The organism is Bacillus sp. 0102A (assembly GCF_036765155.1).
Lineage (GTDB): Bacteria > Bacillota > Bacilli > Bacillales > Bacillaceae > Bacillus > Bacillus subtilis_G.
The window spans coordinates 285,434-305,358 of record NZ_JBAIZW010000005.1; the positions used below are offsets into that span (position 1 = coordinate 285,434).

The 19,925-nt window shown below is 43.5% G+C and carries 40 protein-coding genes; all 40 read left to right on the plus strand.

The window, feature by feature from the left end; translation table 11 throughout:
• Window positions 1-68 precede the first annotated feature (68 nt).
• The 40 genes from V6D41_RS13845 (at window position 69) to V6D41_RS14040 (ending at window position 19,925) form a co-directional block, all read left to right on the plus strand.
• On the plus strand, window positions 69-260 hold the full coding sequence (locus V6D41_RS13845; RefSeq protein ID WP_333518572.1) for a helix-turn-helix domain-containing protein: 192 nt from the start codon (window positions 69-71) through the stop codon (window positions 258-260).
• Window positions 261-325: 65 nt separating this feature from the next.
• Window positions 326-1,099, plus strand: coding sequence for a phage antirepressor (locus V6D41_RS13850; RefSeq protein ID WP_333518573.1), 774 nt, complete (start codon window positions 326-328; stop codon window positions 1,097-1,099).
• 140 nt (window positions 1,100-1,239) lie between these two features.
• Window positions 1,240-1,809 (plus strand): helix-turn-helix domain-containing protein, encoded by a 570-nt coding sequence (locus tag V6D41_RS13855; RefSeq protein WP_333518574.1) that lies wholly within the window; start codon window positions 1,240-1,242, stop codon window positions 1,807-1,809.
• Entirely contained in the window at window positions 1,806-2,063 is a 258-nt protein-coding gene (locus V6D41_RS13860; protein ID WP_333518575.1) for a YqaH family protein, read from the plus strand. Before V6D41_RS13855 ends, V6D41_RS13860 begins: the two co-directional genes overlap by 4 nt.
• Before the next feature lie 129 nt (window positions 2,064-2,192).
• On the plus strand, window positions 2,193-2,393 hold the full coding sequence (locus tag V6D41_RS13865) for a YqaI family protein (RefSeq protein ID WP_333518576.1): 201 nt from the start codon (window positions 2,193-2,195) through the stop codon (window positions 2,391-2,393).
• A 102-nt stretch (window positions 2,394-2,495) separates the two neighbouring features.
• Complete coding sequence (locus V6D41_RS13870) at window positions 2,496-2,687, plus strand: hypothetical protein (protein ID WP_041339356.1); 192 nt, start codon at window positions 2,496-2,498, stop codon at window positions 2,685-2,687.
• A complete protein-coding gene (locus V6D41_RS13875) occupies window positions 2,684-3,601 on the plus strand; it encodes a hypothetical protein (protein WP_333518577.1) in 918 nt (305 codons plus the stop codon). The genes V6D41_RS13870 and V6D41_RS13875 overlap by 4 nt, the downstream gene beginning before the upstream one ends.
• Window positions 3,561-4,358, plus strand: a complete 798-nt coding sequence (locus tag V6D41_RS13880) for a PD-(D/E)XK nuclease-like domain-containing protein (RefSeq protein ID WP_333518578.1) — start codon at window positions 3,561-3,563, stop codon at window positions 4,356-4,358. The genes V6D41_RS13875 and V6D41_RS13880 overlap by 41 nt, the downstream gene beginning before the upstream one ends.
• A gap of 197 nt (window positions 4,359-4,555) precedes the next feature.
• A complete protein-coding gene (locus V6D41_RS13885; protein WP_333518579.1) occupies window positions 4,556-5,260 on the plus strand; it encodes a DnaD domain protein in 705 nt (234 codons plus the stop codon).
• Window positions 5,145-5,972 carry an ATP-binding protein gene (locus V6D41_RS13890; RefSeq protein ID WP_333518580.1) on the plus strand — a complete coding sequence of 276 codons (828 nt, stop codon included), beginning with the start codon at window positions 5,145-5,147 and terminating at the stop codon, window positions 5,970-5,972. Before V6D41_RS13885 ends, V6D41_RS13890 begins: the two co-directional genes overlap by 116 nt.
• Window positions 5,965-6,108 carry a hypothetical protein gene (locus V6D41_RS13895; protein ID WP_038428453.1) on the plus strand — a complete coding sequence of 48 codons (144 nt, stop codon included), beginning with the start codon at window positions 5,965-5,967 and terminating at the stop codon, window positions 6,106-6,108. Before V6D41_RS13890 ends, V6D41_RS13895 begins: the two co-directional genes overlap by 8 nt.
• 93 nt (window positions 6,109-6,201) lie before the next feature.
• A complete protein-coding gene (locus V6D41_RS13900; RefSeq protein WP_333518581.1) occupies window positions 6,202-6,618 on the plus strand; it encodes a YopX family protein in 417 nt (138 codons plus the stop codon).
• Window positions 6,615-6,968, plus strand: a complete 354-nt coding sequence (locus V6D41_RS13905; protein WP_333518582.1) for a hypothetical protein — start codon at window positions 6,615-6,617, stop codon at window positions 6,966-6,968. Before V6D41_RS13900 ends, V6D41_RS13905 begins: the two co-directional genes overlap by 4 nt.
• Window positions 6,878-7,336 (plus strand): DUF1064 domain-containing protein, encoded by a 459-nt coding sequence (locus V6D41_RS13910; protein ID WP_333518583.1) that lies wholly within the window; start codon window positions 6,878-6,880, stop codon window positions 7,334-7,336. Before V6D41_RS13905 ends, V6D41_RS13910 begins: the two co-directional genes overlap by 91 nt.
• A 119-nt stretch (window positions 7,337-7,455) precedes the next feature.
• Window positions 7,456-7,623 carry a hypothetical protein gene (locus V6D41_RS13915; protein ID WP_333518584.1) on the plus strand — a complete coding sequence of 56 codons (168 nt, stop codon included), beginning with the start codon at window positions 7,456-7,458 and terminating at the stop codon, window positions 7,621-7,623.
• Between the two features lie 80 nt (window positions 7,624-7,703).
• Window positions 7,704-7,907 (plus strand): XtrA/YqaO family protein, encoded by a 204-nt coding sequence (locus V6D41_RS13920; protein ID WP_333518585.1) that lies wholly within the window; start codon window positions 7,704-7,706, stop codon window positions 7,905-7,907.
• 36 nt (window positions 7,908-7,943) lie between these two features.
• On the plus strand, window positions 7,944-8,228 hold the full coding sequence (locus V6D41_RS13925) for a hypothetical protein (protein WP_333518586.1): 285 nt from the start codon (window positions 7,944-7,946) through the stop codon (window positions 8,226-8,228).
• Window positions 8,225-8,482: a hypothetical protein gene (locus tag V6D41_RS13930; RefSeq protein ID WP_333518587.1), complete on the plus strand. Its 258-nt coding sequence runs from the start codon at window positions 8,225-8,227 to the stop codon at window positions 8,480-8,482. Before V6D41_RS13925 ends, V6D41_RS13930 begins: the two co-directional genes overlap by 4 nt.
• Window positions 8,483-8,599: 117 nt before the next feature.
• Entirely contained in the window at window positions 8,600-8,818 is a 219-nt protein-coding gene (locus V6D41_RS13935; RefSeq protein WP_251233327.1) for a hypothetical protein, read from the plus strand.
• Window positions 8,815-9,198 (plus strand): YopX family protein, encoded by a 384-nt coding sequence (locus tag V6D41_RS13940; RefSeq protein ID WP_333518588.1) that lies wholly within the window; start codon window positions 8,815-8,817, stop codon window positions 9,196-9,198. The genes V6D41_RS13935 and V6D41_RS13940 overlap by 4 nt, the downstream gene beginning before the upstream one ends.
• Window positions 9,199-9,405: 207 nt before the next feature.
• The gene (locus V6D41_RS13945) at window positions 9,406-9,591 is read left to right on the plus strand and encodes a hypothetical protein (protein WP_333518589.1); all 186 of its coding nucleotides are present in this window, start codon (window positions 9,406-9,408) and stop codon (window positions 9,589-9,591) included.
• Entirely contained in the window at window positions 9,591-9,899 is a 309-nt protein-coding gene (locus V6D41_RS13950; protein ID WP_333518590.1) for a hypothetical protein, read from the plus strand. Before V6D41_RS13945 ends, V6D41_RS13950 begins: the two co-directional genes overlap by 1 nt.
• 13 nt (window positions 9,900-9,912) lie before the next feature.
• Window positions 9,913-10,092, plus strand: coding sequence for a hypothetical protein (locus tag V6D41_RS13955; protein WP_333518591.1), 180 nt, complete (start codon window positions 9,913-9,915; stop codon window positions 10,090-10,092).
• Window positions 10,093-10,236: 144 nt separating this feature from the next.
• Window positions 10,237-10,392, plus strand: a complete 156-nt coding sequence (locus V6D41_RS13960; protein ID WP_333518592.1) for a hypothetical protein — start codon at window positions 10,237-10,239, stop codon at window positions 10,390-10,392.
• A gap of 99 nt (window positions 10,393-10,491) precedes the next feature.
• Entirely contained in the window at window positions 10,492-10,620 is a 129-nt protein-coding gene (locus V6D41_RS13965) for a hypothetical protein (protein WP_333518593.1), read from the plus strand.
• A gap of 16 nt (window positions 10,621-10,636) precedes the next feature.
• Window positions 10,637-11,098, plus strand: coding sequence for a hypothetical protein (locus tag V6D41_RS13970; RefSeq protein WP_328195120.1), 462 nt, complete (start codon window positions 10,637-10,639; stop codon window positions 11,096-11,098).
• 123 nt (window positions 11,099-11,221) lie between these two features.
• Entirely contained in the window at window positions 11,222-11,536 is a 315-nt protein-coding gene (locus V6D41_RS13975; protein ID WP_333518594.1) for a hypothetical protein, read from the plus strand.
• Between the two features lie 138 nt (window positions 11,537-11,674).
• Window positions 11,675-11,905 (plus strand): hypothetical protein, encoded by a 231-nt coding sequence (locus V6D41_RS13980; protein WP_333518595.1) that lies wholly within the window; start codon window positions 11,675-11,677, stop codon window positions 11,903-11,905.
• A 45-nt stretch (window positions 11,906-11,950) separates the two neighbouring features.
• The gene (terS, locus tag V6D41_RS13985) at window positions 11,951-12,670 is read left to right on the plus strand and encodes a phage terminase small subunit (protein WP_333518596.1); all 720 of its coding nucleotides are present in this window, start codon (window positions 11,951-11,953) and stop codon (window positions 12,668-12,670) included.
• A complete protein-coding gene (locus tag V6D41_RS13990; RefSeq protein ID WP_333518597.1) occupies window positions 12,670-13,944 on the plus strand; it encodes a PBSX family phage terminase large subunit in 1,275 nt (424 codons plus the stop codon). The genes terS and V6D41_RS13990 overlap by 1 nt, the downstream gene beginning before the upstream one ends.
• A complete protein-coding gene (locus tag V6D41_RS13995; RefSeq protein WP_333518598.1) occupies window positions 13,941-15,344 on the plus strand; it encodes a phage portal protein in 1,404 nt (467 codons plus the stop codon). Before V6D41_RS13990 ends, V6D41_RS13995 begins: the two co-directional genes overlap by 4 nt.
• Window positions 15,331-16,254 (plus strand): phage minor head protein, encoded by a 924-nt coding sequence (locus V6D41_RS14000; RefSeq protein WP_116315372.1) that lies wholly within the window; start codon window positions 15,331-15,333, stop codon window positions 16,252-16,254. Before V6D41_RS13995 ends, V6D41_RS14000 begins: the two co-directional genes overlap by 14 nt.
• A 96-nt stretch (window positions 16,255-16,350) precedes the next feature.
• Window positions 16,351-16,932 (plus strand): DUF4355 domain-containing protein, encoded by a 582-nt coding sequence (locus tag V6D41_RS14005; protein ID WP_333518599.1) that lies wholly within the window; start codon window positions 16,351-16,353, stop codon window positions 16,930-16,932.
• 13 nt (window positions 16,933-16,945) lie between these two features.
• A complete protein-coding gene (locus V6D41_RS14010) occupies window positions 16,946-17,863 on the plus strand; it encodes a phage major capsid protein (protein ID WP_333518600.1) in 918 nt (305 codons plus the stop codon).
• Window positions 17,864-17,867: 4 nt separating this feature from the next.
• Window positions 17,868-18,203 carry a hypothetical protein gene (locus tag V6D41_RS14015; protein WP_333518601.1) on the plus strand — a complete coding sequence of 112 codons (336 nt, stop codon included), beginning with the start codon at window positions 17,868-17,870 and terminating at the stop codon, window positions 18,201-18,203.
• A gap of 1 nt (window position 18,204) precedes the next feature.
• The gene (locus V6D41_RS14020) at window positions 18,205-18,456 is read left to right on the plus strand and encodes a hypothetical protein (RefSeq protein ID WP_333518602.1); all 252 of its coding nucleotides are present in this window, start codon (window positions 18,205-18,207) and stop codon (window positions 18,454-18,456) included.
• A gap of 8 nt (window positions 18,457-18,464) precedes the next feature.
• The gene (locus tag V6D41_RS14025) at window positions 18,465-18,764 is read left to right on the plus strand and encodes a phage head-tail connector protein (RefSeq protein ID WP_333518603.1); all 300 of its coding nucleotides are present in this window, start codon (window positions 18,465-18,467) and stop codon (window positions 18,762-18,764) included.
• Window positions 18,761-19,105, plus strand: a complete 345-nt coding sequence (locus V6D41_RS14030; protein WP_333518604.1) for a phage head closure protein — start codon at window positions 18,761-18,763, stop codon at window positions 19,103-19,105. The genes V6D41_RS14025 and V6D41_RS14030 overlap by 4 nt, the downstream gene beginning before the upstream one ends.
• On the plus strand, window positions 19,092-19,508 hold the full coding sequence (locus V6D41_RS14035) for an HK97 gp10 family phage protein (RefSeq protein ID WP_100276281.1): 417 nt from the start codon (window positions 19,092-19,094) through the stop codon (window positions 19,506-19,508). Before V6D41_RS14030 ends, V6D41_RS14035 begins: the two co-directional genes overlap by 14 nt.
• 18 nt (window positions 19,509-19,526) lie before the next feature.
• Window positions 19,527-19,925 carry a DUF3168 domain-containing protein gene (locus tag V6D41_RS14040; RefSeq protein ID WP_333518605.1) on the plus strand — a complete coding sequence of 133 codons (399 nt, stop codon included), beginning with the start codon at window positions 19,527-19,529 and terminating at the stop codon, window positions 19,923-19,925.

The following is a 19,925-nucleotide window of genomic DNA, read 5'->3' on the forward strand; positions in this document are numbered from 1 at the left end:
ACCTTTCTATCAAGATTTTACCACATAAGAGATTGGAAGATTATTTAGACAGAATAGGAGGTTACGAAATGACACGCAACACAATGACTGTCCAAGAAGCAGCTGAATACCTTGGTGTTCACCACGACACGATTTACGCAATGGTTCGAGAAAAGCAAATTCCTCACTTCAGAGTGCGCACACGCATTTTCTTCACTAAACACAACATAGATGCGTGGATCGAAGCACAAGAACAAGCAAATATGAAACAAGCGCAATAGCAAGGGACCTACTGAACGAAAATTTCCGTTTAGTGAATGACAACTCTTTCTAAGGAGGTTCATGAATGAACGAATTACAAAAAGTATTCAATTATCAAGATCAGCAGGTTCGGACAGTTGTAAAGGATGGACAACCTTGGTTTGTCGCAAAGGACGTCTGCAATGTACTAAATCATTCAAATCACAAAGTAGCGGCGTCCCGGCTCGACGAAGACGAGGTAAGTAAAGTTTACCTCACCGATTCATTAGGCCGTAATCAAAAAACAACCGTTGTCAATGAAGCTGGTTTGTATTCACTGATTTTAACAAGCAACAAACCAGAGGCTAAACAATTCAAAAGATGGATCACTCATGAAGTCATCCCGACAATCAGAAAAACGGGCGGCTACGTTGCAAATGATGATTTATTCATACAAACATACCTGCCGCAAGCTGATGAAAATACAAGGCTGTTCTTCAAAGCAACTCTTCACACTATGAAAGAGCAAAGCAAGCAAATTGAAACCATGAAACCGAAAGTGATTTTCGCTGAGGCGGTTGAATCGTCCGAGTCCTCTGTGCTTGTTGGTGAATTAGCGAAAATCATCCAGCAAAACGGTGTAGATATTGGGCCGAACAAATTATTTCAATGGCTGCGCGACAATGGATATCTGATTCGAAAAAAGGGTGAATCATTTAATCTCCCAACCCAACGCAGTATGGATATGGGACTGTTCGAAATCAAGAAAAGAACTGTAAGCAACCTTGACGGTTCAATCAGGACCACACGCACACCAAAGGTAACCGGTAAAGGTCAGATTTATTTTGTAAATAAATTCATGTCATCTCAATCGGCTTAATCGCCTTCACTCCACAACTTTGAGGAGCGAGGTGCTGATCTCCGCAATGTTGGGGAGATTGAAATAGCCAAAGGGACAACCCCATTCCTTCATTAATTAAATTTTACCAAATAATTCCCCGTGAAACAGGAGGAGAACATATGTCGAACAACCCGTATAAACTCGATAATTTACCAAATATTATGCGTGAAGTGAGAAAGGCAATAGGATTCACGCAATATCAGCTTGGGCAACTACTCGGCGGCAAAGATCAGCAGTATGTTTCAAATGTCGAAAAGGGCCTGAGCACACTAACGCCTGAACTCTGTATCAAGTGGTTTGAGGTATGTGGAGCATATGAACACATTGATCTTGTACATTACTTGTTCCGGCTCCATCCAAGGGCGACAGCGCCAGTTGATCCGGCTTTGAATGTAAGCCCCAGCAAAGCCCTCATCAATTTTATGAAACAAACAAAAGAATCACTTGAGGCGGCTGAAAATATCGCACTCTGGTTGGCGAATGAGCGGCCAGGCAGAGTCGAGGCTCTTCCCATGAGTGATCTAAAAGAGATTCTTGATCTCGGACCAGCTATTGATACTCTCTTTTACGCCCTATCTAGAAGTCATGGTCTAAAGATGCAGGAGCTGGCGGAAAAGTGGACACGCAAAGCGTTAATGGATCAAGTTGCAATGTCAAAACATGAAGAAAGGCAGGCTATGCTCGTATGAAACTCAATCAATTCTTGAAATCCGATGTGGAAGTTGTAAAACGAAAATCAGAATCAGTTGAAAGTATGGCTGATCTATTACTGGCCTCTTTAAAAGATGGTGATTATGAAGAAGCTTTAGATATTCTTGGCAGTATTAAAGCAAATATTGAAGATTTGAAACGCATTTCGAATAAAGGGTTGTTATATGATACTGCATTAAAAATGCAACAACGAGGCATTGATTTGTCATTGGTACGCAGGAGCTTAGGATGATGGTTCACTTTGTCCACAAACCAGCAACAGCGTTGGAGGTCAGAGCATGGTGTGAAAGAATTCGAAATCATAGTGAACTGCACCTGATTTGGGATGAACGCACAGCAAATTACAGAAAGGAGAATATGAATGATCGAAAATCCAATGATTCTAAACAACTGGCACGATAGGCTGACTGAGCCGGAAACACAAAAGGATTTTTTCGGGGATGAAGTAACGCCTTTCGATGATTATGTGATAGATAGCGCTGAGGATGAAGTCATCTTGAGGGAAAATCTTGAGCGGTATCTAAAGGAGCATCTTGGTTTTGAATTTAAAAATGAGCAATAAAAAAGCCCACTCTGGCAAGTGGACTTAATTAAAGGCTATCTGAAAACTCATATAACAATATTCTACCAGATAGCCTCAAGAAAATCAATGGAGGTTTTATACATGGCTAAAGCAGTAAAAGTGGCATTCAGCGAGCGTGCGGAGGATCAGCAACGTTTAAGACAGGTCGGCGGTTCAATTGTATTCGCCAAAAACGGTAAAGCGCAGTTTAGTTTCCCTTCAATGGATCACTACCGGGAATGGCAGCGTCTTGGAACCGAAGCATACAAAAGAAAGGTGGCAGAAGCACAATGAATGGATTATCACAGGTAGATTACTCAGATTACATGCCGGCCCCTCAGCAGGCATCCAGTGTGACTACAGAAGCAATGGTAAGCCGGCAGGCGCAAGAAGTACAGGCGGCTATGGTTATTGCAAAAAAATTTCCGCGTGACGTTTATGCGGCGTTCGAACGCATCAGAAAAGCTTGTGAAAGACGATTGTTAGCTGAAAATGCTGTCTATGAATACCCACGCGGCGGAAGTAAAGTGTCAGGACCTTCAATTAGGTTGGCCGAAGCGTTGGCGCAGAATTGGGGCAACATTGATTACGGAATCATGGAGCTTGAGCAGAAGGCCGGGGAATCCTCTGTCATGGCCTACGCTTGGGACCTTGAAACCAACACACGACAAACCAAAATTTTCACTGTGAAACACGAAAGAAAGGCAAAGGGAAAGATCACAAAACTAGATGATCCCCGCGATATTTACGAAATGGTTGCCAACCAAGGAGCTCGACGTGTCCGGGCTTGTATTCTCGGTGTCATACCCGGTGACATTGTCGATGCTGCGGTTGATATGTGTCAAAAAACTTTGATTAGTGGATATAAAGAGCCTTTGGAAGATCGTCTCAGAAGCGCGCTGTCTCTCTTTAAAAAAGAGTTTGGTGTTACTAAGGAAATGATTCAGGAGTACATCGGTAGCAATTTAGATGCATTCACAGAGCAAGACTTTCTCAAAATAGGCCGCATTTATACAGCGCTTCGTGACGGTATGGCAAAGAAGGAAGATTACTTCAATGCCAAGGCTACAGGTGCAACAAAATCAAAGGCTGAGGAAGAGTTCAAAAAGCAAAAAGAGCAAGCCGACAAGCCTGCTGATAGCAAAGAAAAGGCGGGTGATCCTGCTAATGCGGATACCGGCGCTAAACAAGGAGAACTATTATTCTAACGAGATTGATAGATACTACATGTCGAACTCTCAATATAAAAGCTTTCTTCTATGTGAGGCAGCAACGATGGCAAAGATTAACGGAGAATGGACGCCCCCAACATCGGAGGCCCTTCTCTTCGGTCAATACGTTCATGCCTGGCTTGAAGGTGAACAGGCTTTTGATGAATTTAAGAAGAACACACCTGCACTATTTACTCAGAAAGGCCAACTGTACAAGCAGTATCAGTTAGCTGATTTGATGATTGAGGCGATTCAACATGATGATCTCTGTATGTTTGTTCTTCAAGGAGAAAAGGAAGTCATCGTAACTGCTGAATTGTTCGGTGTTCCGTGGAAAGGAAAGCTGGACGTATATAACCCAGCTGGCGGTCGTTTCTCCGATCTGAAAACAGCAAGGTCATTGCGGGAGAAAGTCTGGGACCCGGAAATAGGATATTGCTCATTTGTTGAGGCGAATGGCTATATTGCTCAAATGGCACTGTATGCAGAGCTTGAAAAAAGAATGACTGGACGGAGCGAATGGCTTGAGCCCCTAATTGTAGGGGTTTCAAAAGAAGATCCACCCGATAAAGCTGTCATCAATATTGATGAAGGTCGGATGGAAGTAGAGCTTGAGGATATTGAAAAACGGATGGAACGCATTATCCAAGTTAAATATGGCGGAGAGAAGCCTGAACGGTGCGAAAAATGCAAGTATTGCCGTGCCACTAATCAACTGAACAGCATCATACATTTTTCGGAGTTGGTTAGCTGATGGAAAGGGAAGTGATCAAGGTTCCTATCCCCCATTGTTATGTCTGGCTTGTGAAGACTGTCCGACGAGATATGCGAAAAGACTTGTACACCAGGTATGTCACTGACTTTCTCAAGACAAACGAGCCGTCTCTCAGATTGGTAGAAATAGATTTTAAGGCACTGACAGCCCTGTGTGAAAGGAAGTAGGTGAGCGGCATGGATATGGAAGGTTGGGGTTATGTTATTGTCCCTTCTCGCCAATTTACAAACAGGCGCGAAAAAATGATTTATATGTGTTTACTCGAAGAGGCTGCTTTCGCACCATTTGGATCTCTAAAGATTGGAGAAGCGATGATCAACGTTGCTGAATTGGCGAGAGAAGCTTCCATTGACGTAAAGAAGGTGCGTTATTCGCTCAGTAAGTTAGAAGAATCAGGCTTTATTAAAACGAGGCGCTTGAAGCAGAACAAAGGGATTATTGTCACCATTGTTGATTATGTAAAGCTTCAAAACACCAAGAATTACGGGAAGAAATCGGAGCCGGCACAGGACGAAACGTCAGCACAAGAAGAGCAGCAGGAGGATGAGAAGAAAATGAAGAGTAACGCATTTGCATTTTTCGAGGATGAGGGATTCGGCCTTCTATCATCGTTCATGGCTGAGAAGCTTAATAGCTTAATAGACGATTATGGAGAAGATAAGGTGCTGGAGGCAATGAAAGAGGCAGTAACGCGGAACGCTCGCAATCTGGCCTATGTACAGCGCATTCTCCAGTCAAACAAGAACAAAAGTAAGGAGTGGCAACATGGAAACACAAAAAACGCAAAGTACGGACGCGGCAATGGCAGCAATACTGAAAAAGCTCCAAGAAAGGTCAGCCCAATTTTCGGCGGGGTCGGTCGGGTTAGAAGAAAAGGGTGAATATGAATGTCCGAAATGCAAAGATCAACTTGGCTACATCGAGACCAAGGACGGTTATGAGGTTTGGGTCCGGTGCAAATGCATAGAAAGCCGGCGCACCCGGAAACTGATGAACTCTAGTGACATAACTGCTGAATTTGAGAAGTTGAAGTTCAAGAATTTTATAACTGAAGGAAAGCCAGCTGTCGTGAAAGACACTTACGATACTGCAGTGGAATACTACAAGGACTTTGACAGCATTCGGGGCATCCGAAGCAACAGCATTGCTTTACTGGGGCAACCAGGTTCAGGGAAAACGCACCTGTTAACAGCTATTTCAAACAAGTTGATCAAATCAAAAAATGTCGCGGTTCAGTATTTCCCATACGTGGAAGGCTTCAACGATTTGAAAGACGACTTTGACAAACTGGAAGAAAAACTTAATCGCATGAAAGAGGTTGAAGTGCTGTTCATAGATGATCTGTTCAAGCCAGTTGACGGGAAGCCAAGGGCAACCGAATGGCAGGTGGAGCAGACATACTCTGTCATCAATTATCGATATCTGAATCATAAACCGGTTCTTATCTCAAGTGAATTGGACATCGAGAAGCTGGTCGATATAGACGAGGCACTTGGCACCCGGATTTATGAAATGTGCGCGGATTATTGCGTGATTATCAAGGGTGACAGAATGCAATTAAATCATAGATTGGCAGGGTTGCGGAATGGATGAAAAAACGAACGTTATAGGATCCAAAGGAATGTATTTGTTCGGGCCTGCTGAACAAAAGGGCGGCAAGGACCTCACACCGGCTATCCGGGTGCTTGAGGAAAAGATCAGACAAATGGAGCTGATGCGCAGTGCTTAAAGCGGTGATTCTGCTGCCGGCTATCATACTGACGGCGCCAGCAAAGGAAAAGCAAATTCAGCAATGGGAAGAAAATGACGGGAGGTAAGGAGAATGAGGGAAATCAAGTTTCGCGCTTGGTATGGAGAAAATATTGGTATGTTAACACCGCAATTTGCTGGTGATATAAATGAAATTTTTGCGCAAAAGAACGGCATTTATATGCAATACACCGGATTGAAGGATAAGAACGGTCTTGAGATTTACGAGGGGGATATTCTTCGTGTATGGGAAGAGGATGAACATGTTCCAAATCACGATAGTGGTGGCGGCATTATTGACTTTGACATAATCGAAGGATTTTCACAATTAGGCGTAGTCGACTTCAAGGGTGCTTGGTTTACTTACGAAACTAAAAAACATCAAAAAGGACGAGAAGTAAATATTTTTTCTCCATTAGATTTCACAAACAACTTTGAAGTCATCGGTAACATTTACGAGAATCCTGAGCTTTTGGAGGCGGCAGAATGAATTTGCACATCGGTAAATACAGAATTACATCTGATCCAATGAACGTTATTCTCAGCGTTTCATACGAAAAGCAAGACAAGGAGGGAAACCCGACAGGCCAGATTGATTATAGGCCTATTGGTTATTTCAGAGATTTGGAGGCAGCCTGCATCCGGATCCTTAACACGGAGATTTTAACAGGGCATGCGAACACCTTCAAGGAATTGAAGGCGCTAATTGAACAAACAAATGATTACAGCGGCTATCCGGGAGGCATCACATGCCAGCAAATAAGTACGGCGCCAGAAAAACACAGGTGGACGGTATCACGTTCGATAGCCGGGCCGAAGCCAAATACTATGAGCAGGTGAAATGGCTCAAGGTGAGCAAGCAGATCAAAGATTTTAAGCTGCAGCCACGGTTCCTGCTGCAAGAGTCATTCAAAAAGAACGGCAAAACTTTTCGGAAGATTGAATATATTGCAGACTTTGAGGTTCATAATTTGGACGGCAGCATCGAGATCATTGACATCAAAGGCGTGGAAACAAAGGAATTTGCCATCAAACGCAAGTTGTATGAGCGGCTTTACGATACACCACTCAAGGTGCTGGCTCTGGACAAGTCACTCGGCTTCATCGAGCTGGACGAGCTGAAAAAACTCAAAAGAAAGGCGGGAAAGTCCACTGTTAAACGTGGTAATCGCAGACGATCGGCCGTTGTGGGTGCAGGAAGAAGATAAGCTCATGGCCTGTATGACACGTTGCTCTCAGTTTAAGGCTTGCGCCAGCCGAATGGGTTCTGATTGCAAGAAGCTTGGCGGCACGGAAATACCCAAAATCAATTCAGGAGGCAGATACCATGGAACAGCAAAGCATCAATCCTTACAAGCCAGGACCGGTTGAGGAATGGAAGATGACGCCGGAACAGCTGGCGGAATACGTGAAAAAGCACCCGATCGTTTACCGGGAGGAATTGAAACCATCGCCAACATTCACGATGGCCAGATGGAAACCGGATCACTATTAAACACAAAAAAGCACCGAAGCGTATGCCCCGATGCATTGATATGAACTGGTACTTCTATCATAGCACAGGGGGCGCTAAGAATGTACAACCCAAGAGAAATTAATTTAAGCGAAGATACAACAATTGAACAGGCAATTGAGCCGGGCAAAATACAGATTCTTATTTTAGATGGGAACGAGGGCACTGCACATGTCCTTGAAGCCCCAGAACACGGTGAAACAATCATTCAAACAATTAAGGGCAGTCTGTCTCGTTTAGATTATAGGATCGGCCACAAATTCTAATAGCAGGGGCATTCCCCCTGCGGGGGAGGAACGGGCATGAAAGAAAGAATTGAACGTCTGAAAAAACTGACATACATTCTGCAGAATGAAATTGCTTGGCTTATTGAGCAAGCTGAACTGTCTGTTAAGCAGCAGGAAATCATCGAGGAAAACAAGCGCCAGCAGGAAGTAACGGTTCATCAGTTCCGGCAGGCTCAAAAGGACATTCAGCATCTAAGTGGGGAAAGCAGACGATACAAAAAGGCATTAGAGAAGATCATTACCAATCTCAATTTCGCGATAACAGTTGCCCAAAATGAATTGGAGGGTGCTGCGGAATGATTCCTTTACAAGTTGAGCTTCAGCGGGCAGTCAAAGCCACGAAGGACGAAGCGATGACAGTTGAGCAGGCTGCGGAACTTCTAAAAGTGCATCCAGATTACATACCAGTGCTTGTGGCAAAGTCGGATGATCTGAAAATGATCGGTGATGAAACAATCATTGCAAAGCGTGATAAGACAAACAGTTGGCTCATTGGGGCGATGGTTTTGGTTTTATTCTTTGCAATCGCGGTTCTGCCGGGGATAGGGGGATGACAGCACGATCGAATACAGCTGCCCTGAATGTGGTCACAACGAATTAGATATAAAAATCCGTCCAGATGTACGCTGCCCGAAATGCGGCTGCAGCATGGGCGTTGAGGAGGAAATAGCGTGAAAATAGAGAGCGTCTTATCATCAGAAAAAAAGCCGTGTGCAGTATGCAATAGAGAAACGGACTCTTATAAAACCTATGAACAATCCAACATAACCATAGAAATACCAGCGTGTGATACAGAAAGCAGAAATTGTTTGCAGAAAGTAGACGTGAAAGATATGGCTTCATTCGCTATAAAAGTGATCAAAAAAGATATTCAGGAGGATGCGCAATGAACACAGCATACAGAGTTTGGGACGGCGAGAACATGCATTATTGGGATGATGAAGGGTTGAGCCTTACCATCAAAAATAACGGTGATTGGACTTTGAAACGTTTATACACAGATGTTTTGGTTCCCGTTGTAGACAGCACGAATAGAAACGCGGCTCTCATGTGGGGAACAGGGTTGAAGGATAAGAACGGCAAAGATATTTATGAAAAAGATATTGATATGACGGCCAACGACCCGATGATCGTTATTTACAAAGATGGTCAATACGGACTTAAATTCCCTAGTGAAATAGGTTATATGGATACCTGTGTATATTGGGAAGAATGCGACATTGGCGGCGACGTTTATCAGAATCCTGAGTTATTGGAGGGCGCGGAGTGATGGCATTTCATAAAGAAGTGGTTGAGACTATATACAAAACGGTTGTTATTTGCGATAAGTGCGGTAAAGAGAAGGTTTTAAACATAGGGGAGCCGTTATCATGGGAGGGGCATATGAATGGTGCTTTGCACCGCGATTACACATTCACGCAGAAGGGGAACGGTTTTGAAACTCTATGCCCTGACTGTCAGAAGGAGGGCGCGGAGAATGAATAAGAAACCCGTGAAATCAGTCAGAGCCGCAAGTGTAGAAGAAGTGTGCGAAAGAATACAAGAGGCATATAATCTGGGATTCATGATAGAGGTGACTCAATTAGCAGAAGTCGGCGTATTCCTCAACCCTAACTTGTTTAGAGTTGATATGTATTTGCCTGTGAAGGAGGGCGCTGAGTGATGGAAATACAGCACAAAGGCAATTCCTTAATGTTCAAACCTTTGCCGAAAGAATCATTGTACAACTTTGATGAAATGAAAAAAGAAGCCGAGCAGATACTTCTTGATCACCTGAACGGCACAGATAAAGAGTTTAAAATCTGGTTAAGGGATAGCGTCGTATTTGCTTTTGATAAAGTCGACATAGAATCTATCGAGGAACAGCCTTCTGGGGTGGTGCGGCTAACTTTGAAAAATGGCGATTGGTTTGAAGGCGAGTCGTCAGTGGACGAGTTGAAAGAATTATTTAAGTGGAAGTGCGCGGAGTAATGGAGAGTAACCTATGATTCTCAGGATATTGTTTCTGCTGATGGGATGCGGATTCTGGATATATTTCCAACACGATTACAGGCCGGACATGAAAGCGAACCTTGCTTTGATCGGGGCAATCATTTCATTCACGGCTGCGGCGTTTTTTAAAGATATTGATAAGTATATAGAGAAGAGGGATGAAGATGTCTGAAGATAACAAGGAAAAATTGAAATTTTTACTAGAATACTTATTCGAACTTAGAAACATTGAATCCTCACTTGAAACAGAGAACAGGATTTACAGAGTATGTAATGAAATTGATTCAATCTTAACTTTGTAAATAGGAGGAGCACTATGATTATAGCGATGAAAATCGTCCTCCTGCTTGTTATTATTATCTCCTTAATCGGAGTCATCGGAGAGGATCAGGATTCACAACTGCGGAATCACTTAACAGCAATATGTATCACATCAATTATCGGCAACATCGTTACATACGTGCTGCTTTAACTGAATAAGTCCAAGACGGAAAGCCTGCGGACACTGATCAATGTACAGAGAAATCTGTGCTTTGGTTGGTGTCCGTTTTTTGTTATCAGGAGGGATGACATGAAGAAGGAAAAGAAAAAGCCCAATAAAAATGCACAGGAGCGCACAGAACGCTTTTGGCGGCAAATGATGGGCACTGACAGGCAAACACTGAAACGAGGCAAGGGCGGCGCATTTAAACGAAAATAAAGGGAGGATTTTATATATGACAGATCAAATGATAGCTTGGCAGGTTGAAGAATGGATTAGAGATTATGATTTTATGTTGCGAGAAATCAGTCGATTAAGTCGCATCCTCAACAAAGTGGAGTTCGCTGGGCAGAAGCTCGTGGCTACTTACGGCGACGAAGCAGGAATGCCAAGGGGATCGGCTGGAATAAGTCAGGTGGAATTGCGCCAGATGGACCGTAGAGAAAAGCGGCTCCACAAATATGAATCTATTGTTCATTATCTGGACAACGTCATGGAGAATCTGGAGGAAGAAAAGCACAGGATCGTTTATGACTGCATGATGGAAGGTATGAGCTACACAGCTATTGCAAACCATCTTGATTGCTCTCGGGATACTGTCAGAAAGATCAAGACGTCAATAATCGGCAACATCGTCAATAAAGTCAAAGAAGTCAACTTTCTGCAATATTTGAACTCGTTTAAATCGGCGGTGTAAAATGGAAGGCAGGACGGGGAGGCAAAATATTCCGCGTCACCACCAATTTCATATAGTGATCTTTAAACTCAGTAGCTTTATTTAGTTGCTGAGTTTTTATTTTCGGAAAAAGGAGTGAGTGAAATGGATTCCAAAACATTCGTGAATGAATGGGCTAAAACAGCACTGGAAGGCTTTGAAAAAGGGATAGAAGAAGAGTCGACAGTAGCCAACACAGAATTTGCTCCAGAAGGAAATGTAGGGGATGCGAAAATACACAAAGTAAACTTAAATCAACTTGTTTCCAAGGGTGAGGAAATGAAATTCGGTGATAAAACCGGGAAATGCGAATGTTGCGACGTGGAGGAAGTGCCGTTGCAGTACAGCCGGTATTTTATAGGGTATCTTTGCGCGGAATGTTGGGATCGGATAGCCGAAAGTGTTATAAGTGGCGAATAAAAAGCGACCTTGTGATATCCACAGTGTCGTTTTTTATGTTCTCTGTAAACTGATTCCGGTAAATCTCAGGATAGACTATTGGCGGCTAACGGCTTGAGTGCGGGGTCAGTTTAGAGTGAATATGAAGGAGATGATTCGATGAGCAATGTGAAAAGAGTCTTTCCTGGTCCAACAAACGGACTCATTAACTGGATGGAAGAAAACTTTCATGAGATAGGTGGCTTTGTCGCTACCTTCAACATGAAAGACGGTACAACAATGACGGTGTATGATGCACAGAATTACATTCAGGCTGTTGGTCTTGCGGACATTGGTAAGGACACTATTCATCAGCTTGCACACGATGACGAGTTCATCCCGTCAAAATAATCTACAAAACAAACACGAATTAGAAGGGGGCGGCGGTGAATGTAGATGGCTGAAAAGCACATTCAGGCGTATAAGGATTACGTCAAAGGCATGAAATACAAGGACCTTGCCGAAAAATACGGAGTGTCAGTGAACACCATTAAATCGTGGAAGCAGCGGCATGGTTGGGAGAGAAAAAAGGGTGCACCCTCTGAAAAAAGGGTGCACACAAAAAAGGGCGGACAGCCTGGTAACAAAAATGCGTTAGGAAACAAAGGCGGTGCGGCTCCGGCGAGCAATCAAAACGCTGTGACTCACGGCTTTTTCTCTAAATTCCTGCCAGAAGAAACGCTTGAGATCATGGAAGAGATTCAAGAGCGTTCGCCTGCTGATATGATATGGGATCAAATACAGATTCAGTATGCAGCTATTATCCGGGCGCAAAAGATTATGTTCGTTTCTGATAAGGAAGAAATGATTAAAGAATTGAAAAAGAAAAGGTCCCTCATATCTGAGGTCAGCGAAATTGAAGAGGAAGAGTATGAATTTCAATTCGCTTGGGATCGTCATGCAACCTTCCTGAATGCCCAATCTCGGGCAATGGGAGAGCTAAGGGGCTTAATCAAGCAGTTTGACCAGCTGGCACATGAAGAAGACGAGCGACGCCTTAAATTGGAGCAGATGCGTTTGAATATCGACAAGACAAAGGCAGAAGTAGAACGCCTGACAAATAAAGAAGATGATTCGTCATTCGAAATTATCATCAAGGATAAGGGGGGACGCTGATGGAAAAAGAGGTGAATCCCCGTTTTAGAAACTTTCTTTTTGACTGGTCACAAAAGTTTTATTTCCTTGTTGGTGGTTATGGATCATCCAAAAGCTATCATGTTGCTTTGAAGATTGTTCTGCAATTGCTCAAAGAAAAGCGAACAGCCTTGGTGGTCCGGGAGGTTTACGACACCCACAGAGATTCGACTTTTTCCCTACTCGAAGAGATCATTACCGACATAGGGTTGGATCATAAAATCCGATGCATTACCTCACCGATGCAGATACGCTTTCCAAATGGCAGCAAGATCATCTTTAAAGGGATGGACAAGCCGGCGAAACTGAAATCGATCAATAATATTTCGATTGTATGGATTGAAGAGTGTTCAGAAGTAAAATACGACGGCTTTAAAGAGCTGTTAGGGCGTTTACGGCACCCGACTTTGCAACTCCATATGATTCTATCTACAAACCCTGTCAGCAAAGGGAATTGGTCGTATAAACACTTTTTTAAAGATGACACTAATCAGTTTTTTGTCTTGGATGATGAAGAACTTTACAAAGAGAAAACGATCATAAGAAACAAAACCTATTATCATCACTCGACTGCTGATGATAATTTATTTTTGCCTGAAAGCTATATCGAGCAGCTAGAAGACTTAAAAACACATGACCCAGACCTTTACCGTATTGCCCGGAAAGGTCGTTTTGGCGTTAATGGAAAACTTGTTCTGCCACAGTTTGAAGAGCGGCCACATGAAGAAGTGATGAATGCTATAAGAGCAATTGACAGGCCGGTTCTGAAGAATGGTATGGACTTCGGTTTTGTTGATTCTTATAACGCTTTGGTTCGTATGGCTATCGATCATAAGGAAAAGATCCTGTACATCTACTGGCAGTATTACAAAAACGATACGACCGATGACAAAACAGCTGAGGACTTAAAAGAACTTAAGCGCGTTTTGATCAAGGCCGACAGTGCCGAGCCTAAAACAATTCGATTCTTTAGGCAGCAGGGATTCCTCATGAAACCTGCAAAGAAGTTTCAAGGTTCGCGCCTGCAATACACCAAGAAAGTAAAACGATTCAAAAAAATTATCTGTTCCGACCAATGTCCCGATGTCGTTAGGGAACTGAAGGACCTCACGTTCAAAGTGGACAAAGACGGAAACATCATCGAAGACGAATTCAACATTGATCCGCATACATTCTCAGCCATTTGGTACGGCTTAGATGATTATGAGGTATCTAGCCTTAAAGGGCATGGAGTAACAAGGAGGTTTAGAGGTTGATAAAGTTCTTAGACCAGATCAGAGCTTCAGGCATTACACCTGAATTGATTGCAGAAATCATCGAAGCACATAAAAACGATCATGACAGAATGAAAAAACTATATGATCGTTACCAGGCTGAGGTCCAAGGCGTGCCGATCTTAACCAGAGAAGCCATTGAATATGAGGATTTCGAGACCGGCCATGTTAAGCGGATAGATCATAAGGTCAATAACAAACTCAATAACTCGTTTGATTCAGACATAGTTGATACAAAAGTGGGCTATCTCTTCGGGCATCCGATCACTTATGAGTTTGACGATAAGCGAGAGACTGGCACTACTTCAACCAGAAAGCAAATGATTGATGATTTCAACACCTTGAATAATATTGCTGACGAAGATAGTGAATGGGGGAAGATGGCTACCATTTGCGGCTACGGAGCGCGGCTTGCATATATCGACCGGAACGGTAACGAAAGAGTCAAAAATATTGAACCATGGGAAGCTGTTTTCCTCAGCGATGGGAATATTCATGAACCGGATTTCGGATTAAGGTATTTTACGGTTTATGGCGGACAAATAAAAGCTGAATTCTATGATGATAAATATGTGTACTATTTCAGCACGAAAGACAGCTCTGCATTTACGCTGGATAAAAAAGAATTGCATTTGTTTGATGGCTGCCCTTTATACGGGCTGGCAAACAATAAAGAGCTCAAAGGCGATGCCGAGAAGGTATTGTCTCTTATTGATGCTTATGATCGGACATTGTCAGACGCCTCAAATGAAATTGAGCAGTACAGACTGGCGTACCTGATCCTAAAGGGACTGGGAGCCGATGAGGATACACTCCAACAGCTTAAAAAGACTGGGATTCTTGAACTTTACGATGAAAAAGACGATGTCAGCTATCTGACAAAGGATATAAACGACGCGATCATTGAAAATCATTTAAACCGGCTCGAAGAAAATATTCTCCGTTTCGCAAAGTCGGTCAATTTCTCTGATGAATCATTTGGCGGGAACGTCACAGGCGTTGCAATGAAATTTAAATTGATGGCGCTTGAGAATAAATGTATCACGATGGAACGGAAAATGACTGCTGCCCTCCGTTATCAGTACAAGTTGATCTTTTCAGCTTGGGCAACGAAAAATAAAGCCAAAGCAGAAGACTACTTGAAAGTCTGGTTCGGATTCAAACGCAACTTGCCAGCCAACGTTCTTGAAGAGGCACAGACAACATCGCAGCTCAAAGGCTTAATCAGCGAAGAAACACGCCTTTCTCTCTTGTCCTTTGTCGATGATGTTCAGTATGAGCTTCATAAGATGAAAGAGGAGGAAGAGGAGTACAGGAACAGCATGCCACCGTTGACTGATATCGAAACAGATACGGGCGGTGATGAAGATGAACCAGAATGATATTGATAAGTACCTGGATGACATGATCACCGAGGACGCGAAAAAGATTGATGTCGTTTTTGCTCAACGGCTAAAAGAGATCAATCAACAAATCGCGGCCCTTTACGCGAAATACAGCAGAGATGGTCAGTTATCTATGGCTGATATGAATAAATACAACAGATTTAAAAAAGAAATGGAGCGCATGACTGAGGAATCCAGTAAGGCATTCAAAACCATCCTCACAATCGTTGAGGCATTGGCTGCTAAGCAATTCCTTGAGAGTTACATGCGCTCTGCCTATTTGTACGAGATGGAAGCTGCGGTTGACTTAGGCTTCAGCATTCCTACTGTCGAAGTAATCAAGCAGGCCATATTAAACCCGATAGCTGAATTGACTCTCTCAGCTTTATATAAGCGCCACAGGGATGACTATGTTCGGCAGATACAGATTTCAATTGCTCAAGGCATTCAAGCTGGTGAAGATTACTCAAAGATTGCCCGGCGTATTGAGCAAACGACCGAATTTGCCCGCAGAAAGGCTCGTGACGTGGCGAGAACAGAGACTCATAGGGTACAAGTCTCGGCGAGGATGAAAAGCGCTGAGCAGGCTTCTAAAAAGAGCAAACTCGAAAAGATGTGGAATGCAACACTTGATCTGAAGACTCGTTCCGGTCACAGAAAGCTGGACGGCAAGACTGTTGAACGAAACGGGCTATTCAAATCAATATATGGCGGCGTTGGACCGGCTCCGGGGCACATGAATAATGCCAAGGATGATATTAACTGCCGTTGTACGATTGCTTTCAAAGTAAACGGCGTGCTACCGGATACAAGAAGGGCCCGTAAGCGCGGCAATGGTGCTGGCGAGACTATCCCATACCAAACCTATGAAGAGTGGTACAAATCCATTGAGGAAAAGGGGAAATAACTTCATATCACCGTCCTGAGCATGACGTTAAAAGGCTTATTTTTCATGCACTCATAACAGGCGCGCACTGTAGAGGGCGAAGGAGGAAGAACTGTAATGCCAACATTAGAAGATGTGAAAAAATTTCTGGAAGAAAATAAAGAGAACGAAGAAGTAAAGTCGTATCTGAATGAACTTTCTGCCGTGTCTGCTGACAAGGTGAATGGGTTTTTAGATACAGAAGAAGGAAAACGCCTCATCCAACCGAGGTTGGATTCCCATTTTACGAAAGGTCTTGATACATGGAAGGCGAACAACCTCGATGCTCTGGTTGATGCAAAGGTAAAAGAGCTTTATCCGGAAGAAACAGAGGAACAAAAGCGCATCAGGAAGCTGGAAAAGGAGCTGAAGGATCAAAAGACAGCAGCACAACGTGAAAAGCTTTTAAATAAAGCTGTCTCTTATGCTTCTGAAAAGCAACTGCCGGCAGATGTAGTGGAATTCTTTATCGGTGAGGATGAAGAATCAACGATGAAGAACCTCGGAGCATTCGAAGAAAAGTACAATGCTGCACTTCAAAAGGCGATTGAATCCAAGTTTCAAGAGAACGGCCGTGATGTTCAGTCCGGCAGCAATGAAACGACAAATCAAAGTTTAGATATTAGCTCGCTTGCGGCTGAAGCAAGTATTAGAAAATAAGGAGGGCTACTTTATGCCAACATTTAATCCAGATAATGCACTAATGCAAGACGCAGTAAACGGGAAGGTCCCGTCCGAACAAGGAACCCTAGTTTTAAAAGAGTTTATGACTCAATCTGCTGTCACGAAACTCGCAAAATATGAAGAAATGACTAAACCGGAGAAAGAATTCACGTACTTGGCTTCTGGACCAGGGGCTTACTGGGTTGGAGAAGGCGAGAGAATCCAAACTTCTAAAGCACAGTGGTTAACAGCAAAAATGATTTCAAAGAAATTGGGTGTTATCATCCCTGTTTCTAAAGAATTCTTGCGTTATACCATCGCTGATTTCTTCACACAAATGCGCCCGGCTATCGCTGAAGCCTTTGCTATTAAATTCGATCAGGCTGCGTTATTCGGTGTCGATTCACCATTTGGACAAGGTGTTTCCGTATTTGAAAAAATTAAGGAATCTGGTAACACTATTGCGTTAAACTCACTTGGCAACCTATATGACGAGCTTAATGGAGTAATGGCGCTAGTCGAGGATGCTGATAAGGATGTAAACGGCTTTACAACAACACGCCGATTCCGTCAAAAACTTCGCGGCACTAAGGACGGTAACGGGCTTCCGATCTTCAACGATGCAACAGGTGGAGCAACTCAACAGGCTCTTGGTCTTCCTATCGGCTATGTTGATTCTAAGTCATGGGATTACGAAAAAGCGGCATTACTTGCGGCTGACTGGAATTACACACGGTACGGCATCCCTCAAGGTATGGAATACAAAATCTCTGAGGATGCAACATTGACAACAATTGTTGATGCTGATGGCAACCCAATCAACTTGTATGAGCGTGATATGGTTGCTCTTCGTGTGACTCAGCAAGTCGGTTTCATGACATTGACTGATGATGCGTTTGCAGCTATTACTCCAGCAACGGGGGCGTAAGCTTATGGGATACACATCTAAAAACTATAAGACAAATAACGGCGACAAATTGGTGATCGGCGGCGAATTAGAAATCAAATCAGGCGCAAAAGTGACCGGCTTGCCCGGTTCTACGCCTGCTACTAAAAGCATTACTTCTGAGATGATCGGCGATGGAGAAGTGAAAAACATCAATATTGGTGATGGTTCTGTTCAAAGTCGAAACATCGGATCCGGCAGTGTGCAAAACGCAAATATCGCTGCAAAGGCTGTTACTTTAGCCAAGCTTGGTGATGATGTAACTGCCAAACTCACTGATATTGAAAACCGTCTGAAAGCACTGGAAGGAGGAAGCGCGTGATATGAAAGCATCTAACGGTTCCAAAACAATTGAATGCACTGAAAAGGCTTTTGAGGTGGTTTACTCTCATATTGGGTTTAAGAGAGTGGATGAAGTCAAGAAGCCAGCTGCCGATCTTCTTGATATGACTGAGGCCCAACTGCAGAAAGTAAACAAAGATGAGATTATTGCTTTCTTGAAAGAAAATGAATACGAGTATGATCCAAAAGCGCCTAAAGACGAACTGATCAAGATTGTCTTGGGTGAAGAGTAGGTGATTCAGTGGACATCGGACAAGTAAAACGAATGACAGGGATTAAGACAGATAGGCATGACGAATATTTGTCTGAAATAGTCCCTATTTTGATTGAGTCTGCCAGTGATTTTTGTAGTAACACTTTCGATCCGGATGCTTTGCCAGCTGGCGTGAAGCTTTTTGTGGCAAAGGCAGCAGAATACAACATGACTCCTTCTGGACTCTCGGGGAGGAGCATGGGGGATGTATCGTATTCGTACAATACAGAATTTCCTCGGTACATCACCAAACACCTTACGCCATATCGAAGGCTGAGAGTTAAATGATTGCTGAAGAGTTCCCCCACGAAATCACGTTCCAGCGGATGGGCAAGGTGCTAGATGGCGGCGGTGGTTATGAAGAAGGTTACGTTGACTACACCACAACTGAAGCTTTAGTCAGTGGCGTCAGTTCCCGGGAATATTATCAGGCTCAGCAGCTGCAAAACCCGGTTGAATGCAACGTGTATTTCCCTTATCGGACTGATATCGAGAAAACAATGAGGATCATTTACGAAAACAAGATCCTCATTCTCAAATCAGAGCCGATTGACCAAGGCGGTATGCATGAGGTCTTGAATTTGAAATGCCAAGTGACGGGGGTGCTGGAGTCTGATGGCAAGAGTTAGCGGCAGATGGGTCAGGCAAATGCGTCGAGCGACTGAAGAGTTCAGGAACAATGTGATTGAAGAAGCCAAACGGATTGTAACTGACACGGCCGAGCTGATTTACAGTAATGCAGTTTTAAATGCTCCAACAGCCATGATCGACGGCGGGAACCTGAAAAATTCAATAGAGGTTGACTATCGTGACGGCGGCTTAACGGCCGTCATTTCTGTTGGTGCTGATTATGCAATATATGTCGAATACGGTACAGGAATTTATGCGGAGGACGGGGGCGGCCGACAGACTCCTTGGGTCTATTATGATACCAAGCTTAACCAATGGGTTATGACACGAGGCATGCGGGCACAGCCGTTCTGGAATCCGTCTATTGAGGAAGGTATGCGGTACTTCGCCAGTCAAATGTGATAGAAAGGGGCTGTCATTATGCGGTCAGCCATGTGGCCATTGCAAATGGCTATATTTCAAAGGCTATCAACTGATGCAGAGCTGAATGCACGCGTCACTGGTGTGCTTGATGCAGTCTCAAAAGATCAGAAAAAGCCATATGTGACAACAGGAGATGATGACATTTCGCCATTTGAAACAAAAACGTCTAAAGGCGAAATCATCAATGTTGTTCTCCATTGCTGGAGCGATTACAACGGCAAAAAAGAAGCGATGCAGATCCTTGATTCGATGCTGCAAGCAATAACGAGAGAGCCCCTAGAAATAGAGGGCTTTTCTTTATGCCGGTCTGAAATGCGTGGCATGCAGGTGATCACCGACATCGACGGATACACCAGACACGGCATTCTCAGGATGCGATACACAATAAATAATTGA

Excerpts from the sequence above, each read along its gene's own strand:
- V6D41_RS13860 (WP_333518575.1), top strand. The coding sequence starts at position 1,806 with ATGAAACTCAATCAATTCTTGAAATCCGATGTGGAAGTTGTAAAACGA.
- V6D41_RS13980 (WP_333518595.1), top strand. The coding sequence starts at position 11,675 with ATGAGCAATGTGAAAAGAGTCTTTCCTGGTCCAACAAACGGACTCATT.
- V6D41_RS13965 (WP_333518593.1), top strand. The coding sequence starts at position 10,492 with ATGAAGAAGGAAAAGAAAAAGCCCAATAAAAATGCACAGGAGCGCACA.
- V6D41_RS13880 (WP_333518578.1), top strand. The coding sequence starts at position 3,561 with ATGCGGATACCGGCGCTAAACAAGGAGAACTATTATTCTAACGAGATT.
- V6D41_RS13865 (WP_333518576.1), top strand. The coding sequence starts at position 2,193 with ATGATCGAAAATCCAATGATTCTAAACAACTGGCACGATAGGCTGACT.
- V6D41_RS14015 (WP_333518601.1), top strand. The coding sequence starts at position 17,868 with ATGGGATACACATCTAAAAACTATAAGACAAATAACGGCGACAAATTG.
- terS (WP_333518596.1), top strand. The coding sequence starts at position 11,951 with ATGGCTGAAAAGCACATTCAGGCGTATAAGGATTACGTCAAAGGCATG.
- V6D41_RS13925 (WP_333518586.1), top strand. The coding sequence starts at position 7,944 with ATGAAAGAAAGAATTGAACGTCTGAAAAAACTGACATACATTCTGCAG.
- V6D41_RS14020 (WP_333518602.1), top strand. The coding sequence starts at position 18,205 with ATGAAAGCATCTAACGGTTCCAAAACAATTGAATGCACTGAAAAGGCT.
- V6D41_RS13850 (WP_333518573.1), top strand. The coding sequence starts at position 326 with ATGAACGAATTACAAAAAGTATTCAATTATCAAGATCAGCAGGTTCGG.
- V6D41_RS13900 (WP_333518581.1), top strand. The coding sequence starts at position 6,202 with ATGAGGGAAATCAAGTTTCGCGCTTGGTATGGAGAAAATATTGGTATG.
- V6D41_RS14000 (WP_116315372.1), top strand. The coding sequence starts at position 15,331 with ATGAACCAGAATGATATTGATAAGTACCTGGATGACATGATCACCGAG.
- V6D41_RS14030 (WP_333518604.1), top strand. The coding sequence starts at position 18,761 with ATGATTGCTGAAGAGTTCCCCCACGAAATCACGTTCCAGCGGATGGGC.
- V6D41_RS14005 (WP_333518599.1), top strand. The coding sequence starts at position 16,351 with ATGCCAACATTAGAAGATGTGAAAAAATTTCTGGAAGAAAATAAAGAG.
- V6D41_RS13920 (WP_333518585.1), top strand. The coding sequence starts at position 7,704 with ATGTACAACCCAAGAGAAATTAATTTAAGCGAAGATACAACAATTGAA.
- V6D41_RS13975 (WP_333518594.1), top strand. The coding sequence starts at position 11,222 with ATGGATTCCAAAACATTCGTGAATGAATGGGCTAAAACAGCACTGGAA.
- V6D41_RS13990 (WP_333518597.1), top strand. The coding sequence starts at position 12,670 with ATGGAAAAAGAGGTGAATCCCCGTTTTAGAAACTTTCTTTTTGACTGG.
- V6D41_RS13950 (WP_333518590.1), top strand. The coding sequence starts at position 9,591 with ATGGAAATACAGCACAAAGGCAATTCCTTAATGTTCAAACCTTTGCCG.
- V6D41_RS13885 (WP_333518579.1), top strand. The coding sequence starts at position 4,556 with ATGGATATGGAAGGTTGGGGTTATGTTATTGTCCCTTCTCGCCAATTT.
- V6D41_RS13890 (WP_333518580.1), top strand. The coding sequence starts at position 5,145 with ATGGAAACACAAAAAACGCAAAGTACGGACGCGGCAATGGCAGCAATA.
- V6D41_RS13970 (WP_328195120.1), top strand. The coding sequence starts at position 10,637 with ATGACAGATCAAATGATAGCTTGGCAGGTTGAAGAATGGATTAGAGAT.
- V6D41_RS13875 (WP_333518577.1), top strand. The coding sequence starts at position 2,684 with ATGAATGGATTATCACAGGTAGATTACTCAGATTACATGCCGGCCCCT.
- V6D41_RS13945 (WP_333518589.1), top strand. The coding sequence starts at position 9,406 with ATGAATAAGAAACCCGTGAAATCAGTCAGAGCCGCAAGTGTAGAAGAA.
- V6D41_RS13930 (WP_333518587.1), top strand. The coding sequence starts at position 8,225 with ATGATTCCTTTACAAGTTGAGCTTCAGCGGGCAGTCAAAGCCACGAAG.
- V6D41_RS13910 (WP_333518583.1), top strand. The coding sequence starts at position 6,878 with ATGCCAGCAAATAAGTACGGCGCCAGAAAAACACAGGTGGACGGTATC.
- V6D41_RS13895 (WP_038428453.1), top strand. The coding sequence starts at position 5,965 with ATGGATGAAAAAACGAACGTTATAGGATCCAAAGGAATGTATTTGTTC.
- V6D41_RS14035 (WP_100276281.1), top strand. The coding sequence starts at position 19,092 with ATGGCAAGAGTTAGCGGCAGATGGGTCAGGCAAATGCGTCGAGCGACT.
- V6D41_RS13845 (WP_333518572.1), top strand. The coding sequence starts at position 69 with ATGACACGCAACACAATGACTGTCCAAGAAGCAGCTGAATACCTTGGT.
- V6D41_RS13955 (WP_333518591.1), top strand. The coding sequence starts at position 9,913 with ATGATTCTCAGGATATTGTTTCTGCTGATGGGATGCGGATTCTGGATA.
- V6D41_RS13915 (WP_333518584.1), top strand. The coding sequence starts at position 7,456 with ATGGAACAGCAAAGCATCAATCCTTACAAGCCAGGACCGGTTGAGGAA.
- V6D41_RS13855 (WP_333518574.1), top strand. The coding sequence starts at position 1,240 with ATGTCGAACAACCCGTATAAACTCGATAATTTACCAAATATTATGCGT.
- V6D41_RS14010 (WP_333518600.1), top strand. The coding sequence starts at position 16,946 with ATGCCAACATTTAATCCAGATAATGCACTAATGCAAGACGCAGTAAAC.
- V6D41_RS13960 (WP_333518592.1), top strand. The coding sequence starts at position 10,237 with ATGATTATAGCGATGAAAATCGTCCTCCTGCTTGTTATTATTATCTCC.
- V6D41_RS13940 (WP_333518588.1), top strand. The coding sequence starts at position 8,815 with ATGAACACAGCATACAGAGTTTGGGACGGCGAGAACATGCATTATTGG.
- V6D41_RS14040 (WP_333518605.1), top strand. The coding sequence starts at position 19,527 with ATGCGGTCAGCCATGTGGCCATTGCAAATGGCTATATTTCAAAGGCTA.
- V6D41_RS13905 (WP_333518582.1), top strand. The coding sequence starts at position 6,615 with ATGAATTTGCACATCGGTAAATACAGAATTACATCTGATCCAATGAAC.
- V6D41_RS13870 (WP_041339356.1), top strand. The coding sequence starts at position 2,496 with ATGGCTAAAGCAGTAAAAGTGGCATTCAGCGAGCGTGCGGAGGATCAG.